Below are 15,460 nucleotides of genomic sequence, written 5' to 3'. Positions count from 1 at the left end.
CGGCTCATTTGGGGCCGCGAATGGCCGATTTTGGGCCAGCCTGCATCACCGGACACCCTATCTCAATTCATCGGCAGATTGCCTGTTCAGCGGAGAACTACCCGTGAAGCGGACTTATCAACCCAGCAAACTGGTGCGCAAGCGCCGCCACGGCTTCCGCGCCCGTCTCGCCACGGCCGGCGGCCGCAAGGTCCTCGCTGCGCGCCGCGCGCGTGGCCGCAAGCGTCTGAGCGCCTGAGCCCCGGGCGTCTTCCGGAGATTCTAAATGGATCGGCTAAGGCAGCGGGCGGACTTCGTCGCCGTTGCCAATGGCGCGCGGGCGACCAGCCCGGCCTTTGTGCTGCAGGGCCGCGCCCGCGACGATGATGGCCCGATCCGCGTCGGCTTCACCGTCACCAAGAAGAACGGCACCGCTACCGAGCGCAACCGCATCCGGCGCAGGCTTCGCGCGCTGATACAGCAGCTCGACGTCATACCGATGCGACCACATCATGATTATGTGTTAGTCGGCCGCCGGGATGCACTGACCCGCGACTTCGCGGCCATGCTCGACGACCTCCGCGCGGCGCTTCGCCGCCTCGACCGGCAACCGGCCAAAAGCGGCGGCAGCCAGAATAATATAAAGAGCGGCGGCAACCGGAATTGAATGACGAGACCTTGAAGAGATGACCGATAACCGCAACACCATCATCGCCGTCATTCTGTCCGGCCTGGTGCTGATCGCCTGGCAATATTTCTACAACGTGCCGCAGATGGAGAAGCAGCGCGCGCAGCAGCACGCGCAGGCGGAACTGCAGAAGCAGCAGACGCCGCAGACGCAGCAGGCGACCCCTAGCACCGCACCGCAGCCGGGATCGGCGTCACCGCCTTCAGCCACACAACCGGCCTCCGGCGCGCCGGTCGTCAGCCGCGAAGCCGCGGTCGAGGCCAGCCCGCGCGTCAAGATCGACACACCCACGCTGTCCGGCAGCATCTCGCTGAAGGGCGCGCGCATCGACGACCTGTCGCTGGAGAAATTCCGCGACACCGTCGACCCGAAATCACCGCCGATCGTGCTGTTCTCGCCGTCGCAGACGGCCGCGCCCTATTACGCGGAATTCGGCTGGGTGCCGGCGAGCGGCACCACGTTGCGGATGCCCGACGCGAGCACGGTGTGGCAGCAGGAGGGTTCCGGCACGCTGACGCCGACGAATCCGGTCACGCTGAAATACGACAATGGCGAAGGCCTGACTTTCCGCCGCACCATCGCGGTCGACGATCGCTATCTCTTCACCATCAAGGATGAAGTCACCAATGCCGGCAGCGCCCCGGTCACGCTCTATCCCTTTGCGCTGATCTCGCGCCACGGCACGCCGCAGGTTTCCGGCTACTACATCCTTCATGAAGGCCTGATCGGCTATCTCGGCGACCATGGCCTGCAGGAATACGGCTACAAGAAAATCGACGACGCCAAGCGGGTGAACTTCACCGCCACCGATGGCTGGCTCGGTATCACGGACAAATACTGGGCTTCTGCGCTGCTGCCGGACACCTCCGCCAAGCTGCAAGCGAGTTTTTCCTCCGATCTTGTCAACAATATCAGGCGGTACCAGACGGACTATCTGCTGGAGCCGCAGACCGTCGCGGCCGGCGGCACCGTCACCGCCAACGCGCGGCTGTTCGCCGGCGCCAAGGAAGCCGGCGTCGTTGGCATCAACTTCCCGCTTGGGCCGGGCGGCTACAATCGGCAGCTCGGCCTCAATCACTTCGATCTGCTGATCGACTGGGGCTGGTTCTACTTCATCACCAAGCCGATGTTCCTGGCGCTCGACTGGTTCTATCGCCTGTTCGGCAATTTCGGCGTCTCGATCCTGCTGGTGACGGTGATCGTGAAGCTGTTGTTCTTCCCGCTCGCCAACAAGTCCTACGCCTCGATGGCGAAGATGAAGTCGATCCAGCCGCAGCTCGCGGCGCTGAAGGAGCGTTATCCGGACGACCGGGTGAAGCAGCAGCAGGAGATGATGGAGATCTATAAGAAGGAGAAGATCAACCCGATCGCGGGCTGCCTTCCCATCGCGCTGCAGATCCCGGTGTTCTTCTCGCTCTACAAGGTCCTGTTCGTCACCATCGAGATGCGGCATGCGCCGTTCTTCGGCTGGATCAAGGACCTGTCGGCGCCGGATCCGACCAACCTGTTCACCCTGTTCGGCCTGATCCCGTTCGATCCCACCACGATCCCGGTGTTCGGCCACTATCTGTGGCTCGGCATCTGGCCGATCATCATGGGCATCACGATGTGGTTCCAGATGAAGCTCAATCCGACACCGCCGGATCCGACGCAGAAGATGATCTTCGACTGGATGCCCTTGATCTTCACGTTCATGCTGGCCGGCTTCCCGGCAGGCCTGGTGATCTACTGGGCCTGGAACAACCTGCTTTCGGTGGCGCAGCAGAGCTACATCATGCACCGGAACGGGGTGAAGGTGGAATTGTTCGACAACCTCAAGGCCACCTTCGCGCCGAAGAAAGCGACGTAACGACGTCATTGCGAGCGAACCGAAGCAATCCATTTCACCGCTTGCGGAGCAATGGATTGCTTCGTCGCTTCGCTCCTCGCAATGACGGGCGCGAGCGAGACCTTCCCACATGACCGCCGAAACTGATGCGGAGCTGATCGAAGCGGGGCGAAAACTGTTCGCCGGCGACTGGCACTTCATCTGGGCTGCGCCGTCGATCGAGACGCTGCCGCCGATGGCGGGGTTAGAGGTTGCGTTTGCCGGACGTTCCAATGTCGGCAAGTCGAGCCTGATCAACGCGCTCACCGGCCGCAGCACGTTGGCACGCACCTCGCACACGCCGGGACGCACCCAGGAATTGATCTTCTTCGAAGGCCCAGAGAAAGCGGGCTTCCGTCTGGTCGACATGCCCGGCTATGGCTATGCCTCCGCACCCAAGGCCAAGGTCGCGTCCTGGACCGCGCTGATCCATAAATTCCTGCAGGGCCGCGCCACCCTGGCGCGGGTCTATGTCCTGATCGACGCCCGCCATGGCATCAAGGATGTCGATCTCGCCGTCCTGAAGACGCTCGACAAATCGGCCGTCAGCTACCAGGTCGTGCTGACCAAGGCGGACCAGGTGAAGGCCTCCGAGCTTACGACCCGCATCGAAGAGACCGCGGCCGCGCTGGCCAAACACCCGGCCGCCTTTCCGGATATATTGGCGACCTCCTCACGGACCGGCGCCGGCATGCCGGAGCTGCGCGCCGCGATGGTACGCCTGCTCGAGGAGCGCCGCGGATGACCAGCCTGCATCGAATCCTGCTCTTCCTGGCCGGCCTCATGGGCGCTTGTGGCGTGATGCTGGCGGCCGGATCCGCCCATCTCGCCGATGCGACGCGGCTTGCAGCCGCCTCGTCGATGCTGCTGTTTCATGCCAGTGCGGTGCTCGGGGCAATCGCCCTCGTGGGTCGCGGCCTGCTGAACCGCGCGATCGGGAGCGCCTCTGCGGTCGGCTTCGTCATCGCCGCGTCATTGTTCGCCGGCGATCTCTGCCTGCGCCAATATGCCGGCCACGGACTGTTTCCGATGGCCGCGCCGACCGGCGGAACGCTGTTGATCGTGAGCTGGCTGGTGCTGGCGGTAGCGGCGGTATGGCCGAATCGCGATAAGCTGTAACCTCGTGGCCCGGGTGGAGCCAACGGGGCTACAAGTGAGAGACGCGCTTTTCGCGAGCCCGCCAATCAGATAGAACCGCGCCCGACGCCGCTCTCTGGGAATTGCGAGACCCGCTTCATGACCGACACACAGATCAGCCCGCTCGACCAGGCCCGCATCCTGTCCGAGGCGCTGCCGCACATGCAGGAATATGACGATGAAACCATCGTCATCAAATATGGCGGCCATGCCATGGGCGCAGAGGACACCGCCAAGGCCTTTGCGCGCGACATCGTGCTCCTGGAGCAGACCGCGATCAATCCGGTGGTCGTGCATGGCGGCGGGCCGCAGATCGCGACCATGCTCAAGCGCCTCGGCATCCAGTCCGAATTCGCGGCGGGCCTGCGCATCACCGATGCGGCGACGATCGAGATCGTCGAAATGGTGCTGGCCGGCTCCGTCAACAAGCAGCTCGTCGGCTATATCAACGAGGCCGGCGGCAAGGCGGTCGGCCTCTCCGGCAAGGACGGCAACATGGTGAAGGCGTCGAAGACGACGCGCACCATGATCGATCCAGGTTCCAACATCGAGAAGGCGATCGATCTCGGCTTCGTCGGCGAGCCCGAGAAGGTCGACCTGACGCTGCTCAACCAGCTCATCGGCTATGAGCTGATCCCGGTGCTGGCGCCGCTTGCGACATCCAAGGACGGCGGCCAGACGCTGAATATCAATGCCGACACCTTTGCCGGCGCGGTCGCGGGCGCGTTGAAGGCCAAGCGCCTGCTGCTGCTCACCGACGTGCCGGGCGTGCTCGACAAGTCCAAGAAGCTGATCCCGGAATTGTCGGTGAAGGACGCGCGCAAATTGATCGCCGACGGCACCATTTCCGGCGGCATGATCCCGAAGGTCGAGACCTGCATCTATGCCTTGGAGCAGGGCGTGCAGGGCGTCGTCATCATCGACGGCAAGACGCAGCATGCGGTCTTGCTGGAGCTGTTCACCGATCAGGGCACCGGCACGCTGATCCACAAGTGATGGCTGGGGCGGCCACGCACACTGGAGCCGTCATGGCCGGGCCTGTCCCGGCCATCCACGTCCGGTTTGCCGACGGTAGGAAAGGCGTGGATGCCCGGGTCAAGCCTGGGCATGACGAGCTTAAGACAAAGCAATCGCGTCGTTCCGGGCTGGCGCGTCTTCTAATGGCGCTGCCGGCCGCCACGCTCTCGTTGTTGTTTTCCTCCGCGCCGGCGCTGGCCGACCTGAAGCTCTGCAACCGCATGAGTTACGTGGTCGAGGCCGCCATCGGGATCGATGAGAAATCGGCGACCGCGACGCGGGGCTGGTTCCGCATCGACCCCGCCGCCTGCCGCGTGGTGGTGCAGGGCGCGCTTTCCGCCGACCGCGTGCTTCTGAATGCGCGGGCGCTCGGCGTCTACGGCGCCTCGCCGATCCCGCAAAACGGCACCGATACGCTCTGCGTCGCGCAGGACAATTTCGTCATCGCCGCCGCCCGCCAGTGCCGCAGCGGCCAGACGCCGGCGCAATTCACGCAGATAACACCGACCCAGTCCGAGGACGGCAACCTCGTCGCCTATCTCGCCGAAGGCTCGGAATATGACGAGGAGCAGGCACGGCTTGCCGGCATCCAGCGCTTGCTCGTGATCGCCGGCTATGATGCCGCGCCGATCGACGGCGTCGACGGGCCGAAGACGCAAGGAGCGTTGTCGGCGTTCCTCAGGAGCCGCGGCCTCTCCAGCGACGTCGTGCAATCGCCGAATTTCTTCACCACCATGATCGATGCCGTGCAGAAGCCATCCGCGACCGGACTGACCTGGTGCAACGACACGCCGCACAAGATCATGGCGGCGGTGGCGACCGACGACGGCAAGGCCGTCACCAGCCGCGGCTGGTATCGGATCGATCCCGGCAAGTGCCTGCATCCCGACGTCGCCGGCCAGCCGAAGCAGATCTTCTCCTTCGCCGAAGCCGTCGATGCCGAGAACCGCACCATCCGCCTGAAGGACAAGCCGTTGAACTGGGGCGGCGCGACGCAGCTCTGCACCCGCGAGAGCAAGTTCGAGATCGCCGAGCAGGGCGATTGCCCCACGCGTGGCCTTGCCACGGTCGGCTTTGCGCCGGTCGACATGACCAGCGGCGGCAAGACGCTGCGCTTTGCGATGCCGTGATAGAAGTTCGTCTCCCGGCGAAGGCCGGGACGACGTGAGAGAGTGGTGAAAATGTCCCGCGCCTTCGACCATATCGACACCTGGGTGTTCGATCTCGACAACACGCTGTATCCGCATCACGTCAATCTGTGGCAGCAGGTCGATGCGCGGATCGGCGAATTCGTGAGCAACTGGCTCAACGTCACGGCGGAAGAAGCCCGCCGCATCCAGAAGGACTATTATCTGCGCTACGGCACCACCATGCGCGGCATGATGACCGAGCACGGCGTCCGCGCCGATGACTACCTCGCCTATGTCCACCAGATCGATCACTCGCCGCTGGAGCCGAACCCGGCGATGGGCGCTGCGATCGCAAGGCTGCCCGGCCGCAAGCTGATCCTGACCAACGGCTCGACCGACCATGTCGGCGCGGTGCTCGCGCGTCTCGGTATCGGAGACCATTTCGAGGCGGTGTTCGACATCATCGCCGCCGAGCTCGAGCCGAAACCGGCGCCGCAGACCTATCAGCGCTTCCTGGCGCTGCACGACGTCGATCCAGGCAAGGCCGCGATGTTCGAAGACCTCGCGCGCAACCTGGTCGTGCCGCATCAGCTCGGCATGACCACGGTGCTGGTGGTGCCCGACGGGACGCAGGAGGTGGTACGCGAGGACTGGGAGCTCGAGGGCCGCGACGCCGCGCATGTCGACTATGTCACGGACGATCTGACGGGGTTTTTGCAGATGCTGCGCGCCACAGGCTGAAAACGTAGCCCGGATGGAGCCAACGGGGCGCGCATTCGCGCGACCCGTTGGCTTCATCCGGGCTACGGCAGAACCAGCCTTGACTCCGCCGCGCCAAATCCCGAAAAAGCTCCAAATACCCTCCCCGCCGCTCGCCTCAAGGAATCGCCCGATGTCGCTGTCCGCCCTCGAGTCCATCGTCAACGCCGCGTTCGAAGCCCGCGACGGCATTTCGACCTCGACCACGGGCGAGGTGCGCGAGGCCGTGGATTACGCGCTCGAGCTGCTCGACAAGGGCGAGACGCGCGTTGCCGAGCGTGAGACGAGCGGCAAATGGAAGGTCAACCAATGGCTGAAGAAGGCGGTGCTGCTGTCGTTCCGCCTCAACGACATGGGACAGATCCCCGGCGGCCCCGGCAAGGGGTCGTGGTGGGACAAGGTGCCGTCGAAGTTCGATGGCTGGGGCGAGAACCGCTTTCGCGATGCCGGCTTTCGCGCGGTGCCGGGCGCCATCGTCCGCCGCTCCGCCTTCATCGCCCGCAACGTCGTGCTGATGCCCTCCTTCGTCAATCTCGGCGCCTATGTCGATGAAGCAACCATGGTCGACACCTGGTCGACCGTCGGCTCCTGCGCGCAGATCGGCAAGCGCGTGCATATTTCCGGCGGCGTCGGCATCGGCGGCGTGCTCGAGCCGCTGCAGGCCGAGCCCGTGATCATCGAGGACGATTGCTTCATCGGAGCCCGCAGCGAGGTCGCCGAAGGCGTGATCGTGCGTAAGGGCGCGGTGCTCTCGATGGGCGTGTTCCTGGGGGCATCCACCAAGATCGTCGATCGCGAGACCGGCGAGACGTTTGTTGGCGAAGTGCCTGAATATGCCGTCGTCGTGCCCGGCACGCTGCCGCCCAAGCCGATGAAGAACGGCCAGCCGGGCCCGGCGACCGCCTGCGCCGTCATCGTCAAGCGCGTCGACGAGCGCACCCGCGCCAAGACCAGCATCAACGAATTGCTGCGCGACTAAGGACGCTGCTAAGCTCGCTCATGGGGCATGATCGCTTGAAAGGTCAGCTCCATGGCTGAGGCGAGCACCCGACCAGGCCGCTCCCTTCGCGAGATTCCGGCAGGTATCTGGGCGCTCGGTTTCGTCTCGATGCTGATGGACATCTCTTCGGAGATGATTCATGCGCTGCTGCCGGTCTATCTGGTGACGGTGCTCGGCACCTCGATGGTGACGGTCGGCGTCATCGAAGGCATCGCCGAGGCGACGGCCTCGATCACCAGGATATTTTCCGGCGCGATTTCCGATTGGCTCGGCAAGCGAAAATGGCTGGCGGCGCTCGGCTATGGCCTTGCAGCGCTGACCAAGCCGATCTTTCCGCTGGCGCCGACGGTCGGCTGGCTGATGGCCGCGCGCTTCATCGACCGGATCGGAAAAGGCATTCGCGGCGCTCCGCGCGACGCGCTGGTGGCGGACATTGCTCCGGCGCATCTGCGCGGCGCCAGCATTGGCCTGCGGCAATCGCTGGATACGGTTGGCGCCTTCATCGGACCATTGATCGCCATCGGCCTGATGTGGCTGACTTCAGACCATTTCAAGGCTGTGTTCTGGTTTGCAGTCATTCCCGGCTTGCTGTCGTTCGCCCTTATCGCGTTTGCGGTGCGTGAACCCGCGCGGGCGAAAGGGTTGCGCGAGGTGCGCAATCCAATCAGCCTCAGCGAAATCAGAAATCTGGGCGCGGCCTATTGGTGGGTGGTGGCGATTGCGAGCGTGTTCACGCTGGCTCGCTTCAGCGAGGCGTTTCTGATCCTCCGCGCGCAGAATGTTGGCCTGCCGGTTACGCTCGCACCGGCCGTGCTGGTCCTGATGAATGTCGTCTACGCCGGCGCGGCATATCCGGCCGGCGTGGTGTCCGATCGCATGGACCGCACAACCGTGCTGGCGTTCGGCATCGTGCTTTTGATCGTCGCCGATCTTTTGCTCGCGCTTCTGCCCAGCATGACCGGTGTCGCGCTGGGCATCGCGCTGTGGGGACTGCATATGGGCTTCACGCAAGGGCTGTTGGCAGCGCTTGTCGCGGATACCTCGCCCGCCGAGCTGCGGGGCACAGCTTACGGCTTTTTCAACCTGGTCTGCGGGATCGCGATGCTTGCGGCCAGCGTGATCGCGGGGGCGTTATGGGACAGTGCCGGACCGCGAGTTACGTTCTTCGCGGGTGCCGTCTTTGCGCTGGTTGCACTGGCAGGTCTAGTCAGCGTGCGGGGCCGCGCCACGTCAAAAGCAAGCTGATCGGCTGCGTCGCAGAGCCGCAACACGAAGTCGGGAGCATGCCGCGCAAGGCTGGCCCGCCGCCGCGGTGGCGTGTTAAGTCCGTACGCATGACCGATGCCATTTCCATCACGCGCGACCTTGTCCGCTGCCCTTCCGTCACGCCGGCCGACGCCGGCGCGCTCGGCGTGCTTGAGAACATCCTGAAAGCCGCCGGCTTCGAGGTGCACCGGGTCACCTTCAGCGAGCCCGGCACCGCCGACATCGACAATCTCTATGCGCGCATCGGCGATCAGGCGCCGCACATCACCTTTGCCGGCCATACTGACGTGGTACCGCCGGGCGACGAGTCCGCCTGGACGCATGGCCCGTTCTCCGGCGAGGTGAAGGACGGCTTTCTCTACGGCCGCGGCGCCGTCGACATGAAGGGCGGCATCGCCTGCAGCGTCGCTGCTGTGCTTGAATATCTCAAGGACCATGGCGGCAAGCCGCGAGAGGACGGTCGAGGGTCGATCTCGTTCCTGATCACGGGCGACGAGGAAGACGTTTCCATCAACGGCACGATCAAGCTGTTGAAGTGGGCGGCAGAGCGCGGCGAAAGGTTCGATCACTGCGTGCTCGGCGAGCCCTCCAATGTCGAGGTGCTCGGCGACACCATCAAGGTCGGCCGCCGCGGCTCGCAATCCGGCACGCTTTATGTCGAGGGCGTGCAGGGCCATGTCGCCTATCCGCACCGCGCCTCCAATCCGGTGCCCGATATTTCGCGATTGATCGTCGCACTGAGCGACGAGCCGCTCGACCATGGCAGCGCGCAATTCCAGGCGTCCAACCTCGAATTCACCTCCGTCGACGTCGGCAATGCCGCGAGCAACGTCATCGCCGGCCAGGCGCGGGCGAAATTCAACATCCGCTACAACGACAACCACACCCAGGAGAGCCTGCGTAAGCTGGTGGAGGAACGCCTGACCAAGGCCTGCGGCAACCGCATCCGCGCCCGCATCGTCTGGGAGCCGTCGAACTCGAACGTGTTCGTAACCAAGCCCGGCCCGTTCACCGACCTTGCGGTGGCAGCGATCGAGGCGGTGACCGGACGCAAGCCGGAGCTCTCGACCTCGGGCGGCACGTCGGATGCGCGCTTCATCTCGAGCTGTTGCCCGGTGATCGAGTTCGGCCTGGTCGGCCAGACCATGCACCAGATCGACGAACGAGCGCCGATCGCCGATTTGGAAAAACTGACGCAAGTCTATCGCGGCGTGCTGGACAGGTATTTTGCCTAGTCTCCAGGACTGAGGCGTTTGCTCCGCCGTCGCCACTCACTCCGCCATCATGGCCGGGCTAGTCCCGGCCATCCACGCTTCTCCGCTTGGGGTTAAGTATCCGTCGTCATGCCCGGCCTTGTGCCGGGTATCCACGCCCTTCGCCCACCCTCCCACAAGGAAGGCGTGGATGGCCGGGACAAGCCCGGCCATGACGGCGGAGAGGGCCGAGGTCTAATACTCCACCCGCACGAGATACAGGCCCTCCGGCGGTGCCACCGGCCCGCAGGCGGCGCGGTTGCGGGCGGCAAGGGCTGCGGCGAGATCGTCGGCGGTCCAGCGGCCTTCGCCGACCCAGACCAGCGAGCCGACCAGCGAGCGCACCTGGCTATGCAGGAACGAGCGCGCCGAGGTGACGATACTGACCGCATCGCCGTTGCGCGTGACATCAAGCTGGTCGAGCGTTTTCACCGGCGATTTCGCCTGGCATTCGGTGTCGCGGAAGGTCGTGAAGTCATGCTTACCGATCAGGCGCTGCGCGGCTTCATGCATCGCGTCCGTATCGAGATGGCGTGGCACGCGCCAGACGCGGCCGATGTCGAGCGCAAGGTTCGCGCGCGTGTTCCTGATGCGATAGAGGTAATGGCGCTTCTTTGCGGAGAAGCGCGCCTGGAAATCATCCGGTACGATCTCGGCCCCGAGCACCGCGATCGGATTTGGACGCAGATGCGCGTTCAGGCCGTCGCGCAGGCGGTCCGGCGGAAACGGCTTTGCGATGTCGCAATGCGCGACCTGTCCGAGCGCGTGCACGCCGGCATCGGTGCGGCCGGAACCGTGGACGCGCACATCCTCGCCACACATCGCCTTCACCGCGGTCTCCAGCGCGCCCTGCACGCTCGGCGCATTGTCCTGGATCTGCCAGCCGCAGAACGGCGTGCCGTCATATTCGATGGTGAGCTTGTAGCGGGGCATGACCTATGTGAACCGCGCGCCGGCCTTCAGCGGCGTGCCGCGCAGGAAGTCGATCGACTTCATCCGTGCCTTGCCTTCGCGCTGCAGCTCGAGGACACGGATGGCGCCCTCCCCGCAGGCGATCGCGAGGTTGTCATCGAGCACGGTGCCCGGCGTGCCCGAGCCGCTCGCGAGCTCGCAGCGGAGAATCTTGATGCGCACCGATTCGCCGTCGTGTGGCAATTCGGCCCAAGCGCCTGGGAATGGCGACAGGCCGTGGACATGCCGCAGCACGTCGTGCGCAGGTCTGTTCCAGTCGATCCGCGCCTCGGCCTTCTCGATCTTGGCGGCGTAGGTGACGCCGTCCTCACTCTGCTTGGTCAGTTGCAGCCCGCCGCGTTCCAGCGCGGCCATCGCCCGCACCATCAGGTCGGCGCCGAGCGGCGCCAGCGCATCGTGCAGATCGGCCGCCGTCATCCGGTCGGTGATCGCAAGCCGCTCGGCCATCGCGATATCGCCGGTGTCGAGACCGACATCCATCTTCATCACCATCACGCCGGTTTCGGCATCGCCGGCCATGATCGCGCGGTTGATCGGCGCGGCGCCGCGCCAGCGCGGCAGAAGCGAAGCGTGCAGGTTGTAGCAACCAAGCCTCGGCGCATCGAGGATCGCCTGCGGCAGGATCATTCCATAGGCAACCACGACCGCCGCATCGGCCTGATGCGCGCGGAATTCTTCCAGCGCTTGCGGCGTCTTCAGCGTCTTCGGCGTTAGCACGGGAATGCCGTTTCGCCGTGCCTCCTGCTCGACCGGCGTCGGTTGCAGTTGCAGGCCGCGCCGCCCGCCCGGCTTCGGCGCGCGGGTATAGACGGCGGCGATCTCGTGGCCGTGCGCGACCAGTTCGAGCAGCGTCGGCACGGCGAAATCGGGCGTACCCATGAAGATCAGGCGGAGCGGCATGGGGCGGGTTACCTCGGCTGAAAGTAGAGTACCCGTCATGGCCCGGCTTGTCCCGGCCATCCACGGCTGCAGAGAACGTGGATGCCCGGGTCAAGCCCGGGCATGACGGCGAAAATAGTGCCGACCTTACTCCACCGCGCGCTTGGCGGCCTTGGCGAACTTCTTCAGCACGCGGTCGCGTTTCAGCTTCGACAGATAGTCCACGAACAGGATGCCGTTCAAATGGTCGATCTCGTGTTGGATGCAGGTGGCGTAGAGGCCCTCGGCATCCTCTTCATGCACCTTGCCGTCGATGTCGGTGAAGCGCACGCGCACCCGCGCCGGCCGCTCGACCTCCTCGTAATATTCGGGGATCGACAGACAGCCCTCTTCGTAGACCGACTTCTCCTCGGACGCCGAGATGATCTCCGGATTGATGAAGACGCGCGGCTTCGGCGTGGTCTCGCCGTTCTCGTCCTTTTTCGCGAGATCCATGGTGACCAGCCGCAGCGGCTGCGCGACCTGGATCGCGGCCAGCCCGATGCCGGGCGCCTCGTACATGGTCTCGAACATGTCGTCGACCAGCTTGCGGATCTCAGGCGTGATCTTTTCGACGCGTTTGGAAACGAGCCGCAACTGCCTGTCCGGCAGGATGATGATTTCTCTTAGGGCCATGGCGGGCGATTTAAGCGCTTGATATGCCGGGGTCAATGCGATCCGGAACCGGTTAAGACCGCCTTAACCATGATTCTTCAGCCATTCTTAACCATGAAACTTCACGGCTTGTTAACCATAAATGTTCCACTTTCGTTCGCGCCCGCCAGCGAATCGGCTATAGCGCTTCTATGAACGAGATTCTCTTCATGGTCGGCGACTGGCCGGTCCGCATCGCCGACGCGCTGGTTGCGTTCGGTGTGCTCGTGCTCGTCCTGCTGCTGACGATCGCCATCGTGATAGCGCGGTCCTCCCGGCGCGGCGCAGAACTAGCTGTCGCGCAGACCATCCGCGCCGATGAGCTGGAAGAGCGGCTCAGCGAGGTGCTGCGCGCCCAGAGCGAGGCGAGCGGCCGGGTCGATGCGATGACGCAGGCGCTTGCCGGCCGCCAGACCGAGATGGCGCGCGCCGTCAACGAGCGCCTGGATTCGGTCACCCATCGCGTCGGCCAGTCCATGGAACAGACCACGCGCCACACCATGGACAGCCTGCGCCATCTGCATGAGCGGCTCGGCATCATCGACAACGCGCACAAGAACCTCACCGACCTGACGACGCAGGTGACGACGCTGCGCGACGTGCTCGCCAACAAGCAGTCGCGCGGTGCCTTCGGCCAGGCGCGGATGGAAGCGATCGTCCAGGACGGACTGCCGAAGGATTCCTACGAATTCCAGTTCACCCTCTCGAGCGGCAAGCGGCCGGACTGCGTGGTGTTCCTGCCCGACCAGCGCCCGCTCTGCATCGACGCGAAATTCCCGCTGGAGGCGATGACCGCCCTGCACGATGCGCGCAGCGACGAGGAACGCAAGATTGCCAGCCAGCGCCTGCGCAACGACGTGATGAAGCACGTCAGCGACATCGCGGAGAAATACCTGATCGCCGGCGAGACCCAGGATACCGCGCTGATGTTCGTGCCGTCCGAATCGGTCTATGCCGAGATCCATGACGGTTTCGACGATGTGATCCAGAAGGCCTACCGCGCCCGCGTGGTGCTGGTGTCGCCCTCGCTGTTGATGCTCGCGATCCAGGTGATGCAGCAGATCATGAAGGACGCGCGGATGCGCGATGCAGCCGACCAGATCCGCACCGAGGTGATCAAGCTCGGCGACGATCTGTCGCGGCTGCGCGACCGCGTGCTCAAGCTGCAGAACCATTTCTCGCAGGTGAACGAGGACGTGCGCCAGATCCTGGTTTCCGCCGACAAGATCGAGAAGCGCGCCGGCCGGATCGAGGAGCTCGATTTCAGCAAATCGGACGCCCCGGTGGAACTGCCGCGGATCGTGCCGAGCGGCCGGCCCGAATTGTTCCCCGCCCCGCCCAAGCTGCAGGCGGGCGAGTAGGACAGGGGCAGATTTTCCCATCGAATCTGCTAACAGGGCTGCATGACCGCGCCTGAAGCGACAGCCGCCGCGACCGAGAAAGCCGAGCCTGCCGCCACCTCCTGGCGCGACAGCCTTGCCGTCTATCTGCAGCCGCGCGTCCTGATCGTGCTGGTGCTGGGCTTCTCGTCAGGCCTGCCGCTGGCGCTGTCCGGGTCGACGCTGCAGGTGTGGATGCGCGAGGTCGGCGTCGATCTCGGCACTATCGGCCTGCTCGCGCTGGTCGGCACGCCCTACACATTGAAATTCCTCTGGGCGCCGCTGGTCGATGCGCTGCATGTGCCGTTCTTCACCCGACATTTCGGACGCCGCCGCGGCTGGCTATTGTTCTCGCAACTGTTGCTGATCACCACCATCCTGCTGCTCGCGATCGCCGATCCCGCACATTCACCCTGGTTCGCCGCCTTTGCCGCGCTGCTGGTCGCCACCACCTCCTCGACACAGGACATCGTCGTCGATGCCTTCCGCGTCGAGAGCCTGCCCGAGAGCGAGCAGGCCGCCGGCATGGCGTCCTATGTCGCCGCCTATCGCATCGGCATGCTGGTCTCGACCGCGGGCGCGCTGTTCATCGTCAGCGGCTTTGAGGGCGAGGGCCTGGTGCGCTCGTCGGCATGGATGTGGGGTTATGTGGTGATGGCCGCCCTCGTCGTGATCGGCATGATCACCGCGCTGGTTGCAACCGAACCGGCGCAGTCGAAGGACGCCGAAGCGGCCACGGCCGCGGAAACAGCGTTCTCGCGCGTGATCCGCGCGGCGGTCGGCGCCTTCTCCGAGTTCCTGAGCCGGCGCGATGCCATTGCGGCGCTTGCCTTCGTGGTGCTGTTCAAGTTCACCGATGCGTTCTCTGGCACGATGACGGCGCCGTTCGTGATCGATATCGGCTTCAGCAAGGTCGACTACGCCGCGATCGTCAAAGGCGTGGGATTGGCCGCGACCCTGATCGGCGGCTTTGCCGGCGGCTTCGTGGCGCGACGCTATTCGCTGGCAACCAGCCTGTGGATCGGCGGCATCGTGCAGGCGCTCGCCAACCTCTCCTTCTCCTGGCTCGCGCTGGTCGGCGTCAACCAGTGGGCGCTCGCGCTCGCGATCACCTGCGAGAACTTCACCAGCGCGATCGGCACCGTGATCTTCGTCGCCTATCTCTCGGCCCTGTGCCGCAATCCCCTGCACACGGCGACGCAATATGCACTGCTCACCGCGCTCGCCGCTGTGGGGCGCACCTATCTCTCGTCAGGCGCTGGTTTCGTAGCCAAAGCGACAGGCTGGCCGGTGTTCTTCGCGATCTGCGTGCTGGTCGCGATCCCGAGCCTGATCCTGCTCGCCTGGCTGCAGCGCCGCGGGCATTTCGACGAGCTCGGGCCGGTGAAGGTTTAGAACGTAGCCCGGATGGAGCGCAGCGAAATCCGGGACAGTCGAGTGA

The 15,460-nt window shown here is 64.8% G+C and carries 16 protein-coding genes; 13 read left to right on the top strand and 3 right to left on the bottom strand.

Annotated features, from left to right (window positions below):
- The first annotated feature begins 103 nt into the window (after nt 1-103).
- The 11 genes from rpmH to dapE all read left to right on the top strand — a co-directional run bounded on the left by rpmH (nt 104) and on the right by dapE (nt 10,078).
- Nucleotides 104-238 (top strand): 50S ribosomal protein L34, encoded by a 135-nt coding sequence (gene rpmH, locus CWO89_RS06365; RefSeq protein WP_008542748.1) that lies wholly within the window; start codon nt 104-106, stop codon nt 236-238.
- A 27-nt stretch (nt 239-265) separates the two neighbouring features.
- A complete protein-coding gene (rnpA, locus tag CWO89_RS06360; RefSeq protein ID WP_130577786.1) occupies nt 266-646 on the top strand; it encodes a ribonuclease P protein component in 381 nt (126 codons plus the stop codon).
- Between the two features lie 19 nt (nt 647-665).
- Nucleotides 666-2,516: a membrane protein insertase YidC gene (gene yidC / locus CWO89_RS06355; RefSeq protein WP_130577785.1), complete on the top strand. Its 1,851-nt coding sequence runs from the start codon at nt 666-668 to the stop codon at nt 2,514-2,516.
- A 109-nt stretch (nt 2,517-2,625) separates the two neighbouring features.
- Nucleotides 2,626-3,279, top strand: a complete 654-nt coding sequence (gene yihA, locus CWO89_RS06350; RefSeq protein WP_130577784.1) for a ribosome biogenesis GTP-binding protein YihA/YsxC — start codon at nt 2,626-2,628, stop codon at nt 3,277-3,279.
- Nucleotides 3,276-3,653, top strand: coding sequence for a DUF423 domain-containing protein (locus CWO89_RS06345; RefSeq protein WP_130577783.1), 378 nt, complete (start codon nt 3,276-3,278; stop codon nt 3,651-3,653). Before yihA ends, CWO89_RS06345 begins: the two co-directional genes overlap by 4 nt.
- A 117-nt stretch (nt 3,654-3,770) precedes the next feature.
- Nucleotides 3,771-4,667 (top strand): acetylglutamate kinase, encoded by an 897-nt coding sequence (gene argB / locus CWO89_RS06340; protein WP_130577782.1) that lies wholly within the window; start codon nt 3,771-3,773, stop codon nt 4,665-4,667.
- Nucleotides 4,668-4,831: 164 nt separating this feature from the next.
- Nucleotides 4,832-5,818: a DUF1036 domain-containing protein gene (locus CWO89_RS06335; RefSeq protein ID WP_165421027.1), complete on the top strand. Its 987-nt coding sequence runs from the start codon at nt 4,832-4,834 to the stop codon at nt 5,816-5,818.
- A gap of 42 nt (nt 5,819-5,860) precedes the next feature.
- Nucleotides 5,861-6,559 carry a pyrimidine 5'-nucleotidase gene (locus CWO89_RS06330; protein WP_165421025.1) on the top strand — a complete coding sequence of 233 codons (699 nt, stop codon included), beginning with the start codon at nt 5,861-5,863 and terminating at the stop codon, nt 6,557-6,559.
- 151 nt (nt 6,560-6,710) lie between these two features.
- Entirely contained in the window at nt 6,711-7,556 is an 846-nt protein-coding gene (gene dapD, locus CWO89_RS06325) for a 2,3,4,5-tetrahydropyridine-2,6-dicarboxylate N-succinyltransferase (RefSeq protein WP_130577779.1), read from the top strand.
- Between the two features lie 51 nt (nt 7,557-7,607).
- Nucleotides 7,608-8,822: an MFS transporter gene (locus CWO89_RS06320; protein ID WP_130577778.1), complete on the top strand. Its 1,215-nt coding sequence runs from the start codon at nt 7,608-7,610 to the stop codon at nt 8,820-8,822.
- Nucleotides 8,823-8,911: 89 nt separating this feature from the next.
- Nucleotides 8,912-10,078 (top strand): succinyl-diaminopimelate desuccinylase, encoded by a 1,167-nt coding sequence (gene dapE / locus CWO89_RS06315; RefSeq protein ID WP_130577777.1) that lies wholly within the window; start codon nt 8,912-8,914, stop codon nt 10,076-10,078.
- 213 nt (nt 10,079-10,291) lie between these two features.
- Here the strand turns inward: dapE and truA are convergent, their stop codons facing one another.
- The 3 genes from truA to def form a co-directional block, all read right to left on the bottom strand.
- Entirely contained in the window at nt 10,292-11,029 is a 738-nt protein-coding gene (gene truA, locus CWO89_RS06310; protein ID WP_130577776.1) for a tRNA pseudouridine(38-40) synthase TruA, read from the bottom strand.
- A 3-nt stretch (nt 11,030-11,032) separates the two neighbouring features.
- On the bottom strand, nt 11,033-11,968 hold the full coding sequence (gene fmt, locus CWO89_RS06305; protein WP_130577775.1) for a methionyl-tRNA formyltransferase: 936 nt from the start codon (nt 11,966-11,968) through the stop codon (nt 11,033-11,035).
- A 126-nt stretch (nt 11,969-12,094) separates the two neighbouring features.
- A complete protein-coding gene (gene def, locus CWO89_RS06300; RefSeq protein WP_207234411.1) occupies nt 12,095-12,622 on the bottom strand; it encodes a peptide deformylase in 528 nt (175 codons plus the stop codon).
- A 170-nt stretch (nt 12,623-12,792) separates the two neighbouring features.
- On the opposite strand from def, the gene CWO89_RS06295 reads away from it, so the two are divergent.
- Nucleotides 12,793-14,001: a DNA recombination protein RmuC gene (locus CWO89_RS06295; protein WP_130577773.1), complete on the top strand. Its 1,209-nt coding sequence runs from the start codon at nt 12,793-12,795 to the stop codon at nt 13,999-14,001.
- 42 nt (nt 14,002-14,043) lie between these two features.
- Entirely contained in the window at nt 14,044-15,414 is a 1,371-nt protein-coding gene (locus CWO89_RS06290; protein WP_130577772.1) for an AmpG family muropeptide MFS transporter, read from the top strand.
- The last annotated feature ends 46 nt before the right edge of the window (nt 15,415-15,460 follow it).

Origin of the sequence: Bradyrhizobium sp. Leo170 (assembly GCF_004296405.1) — a bacterium.
GTDB lineage: Bacteria > Pseudomonadota > Alphaproteobacteria > Rhizobiales > Xanthobacteraceae > Bradyrhizobium.
This window is presented reverse-complemented; position numbering and strand designations above follow the sequence as displayed.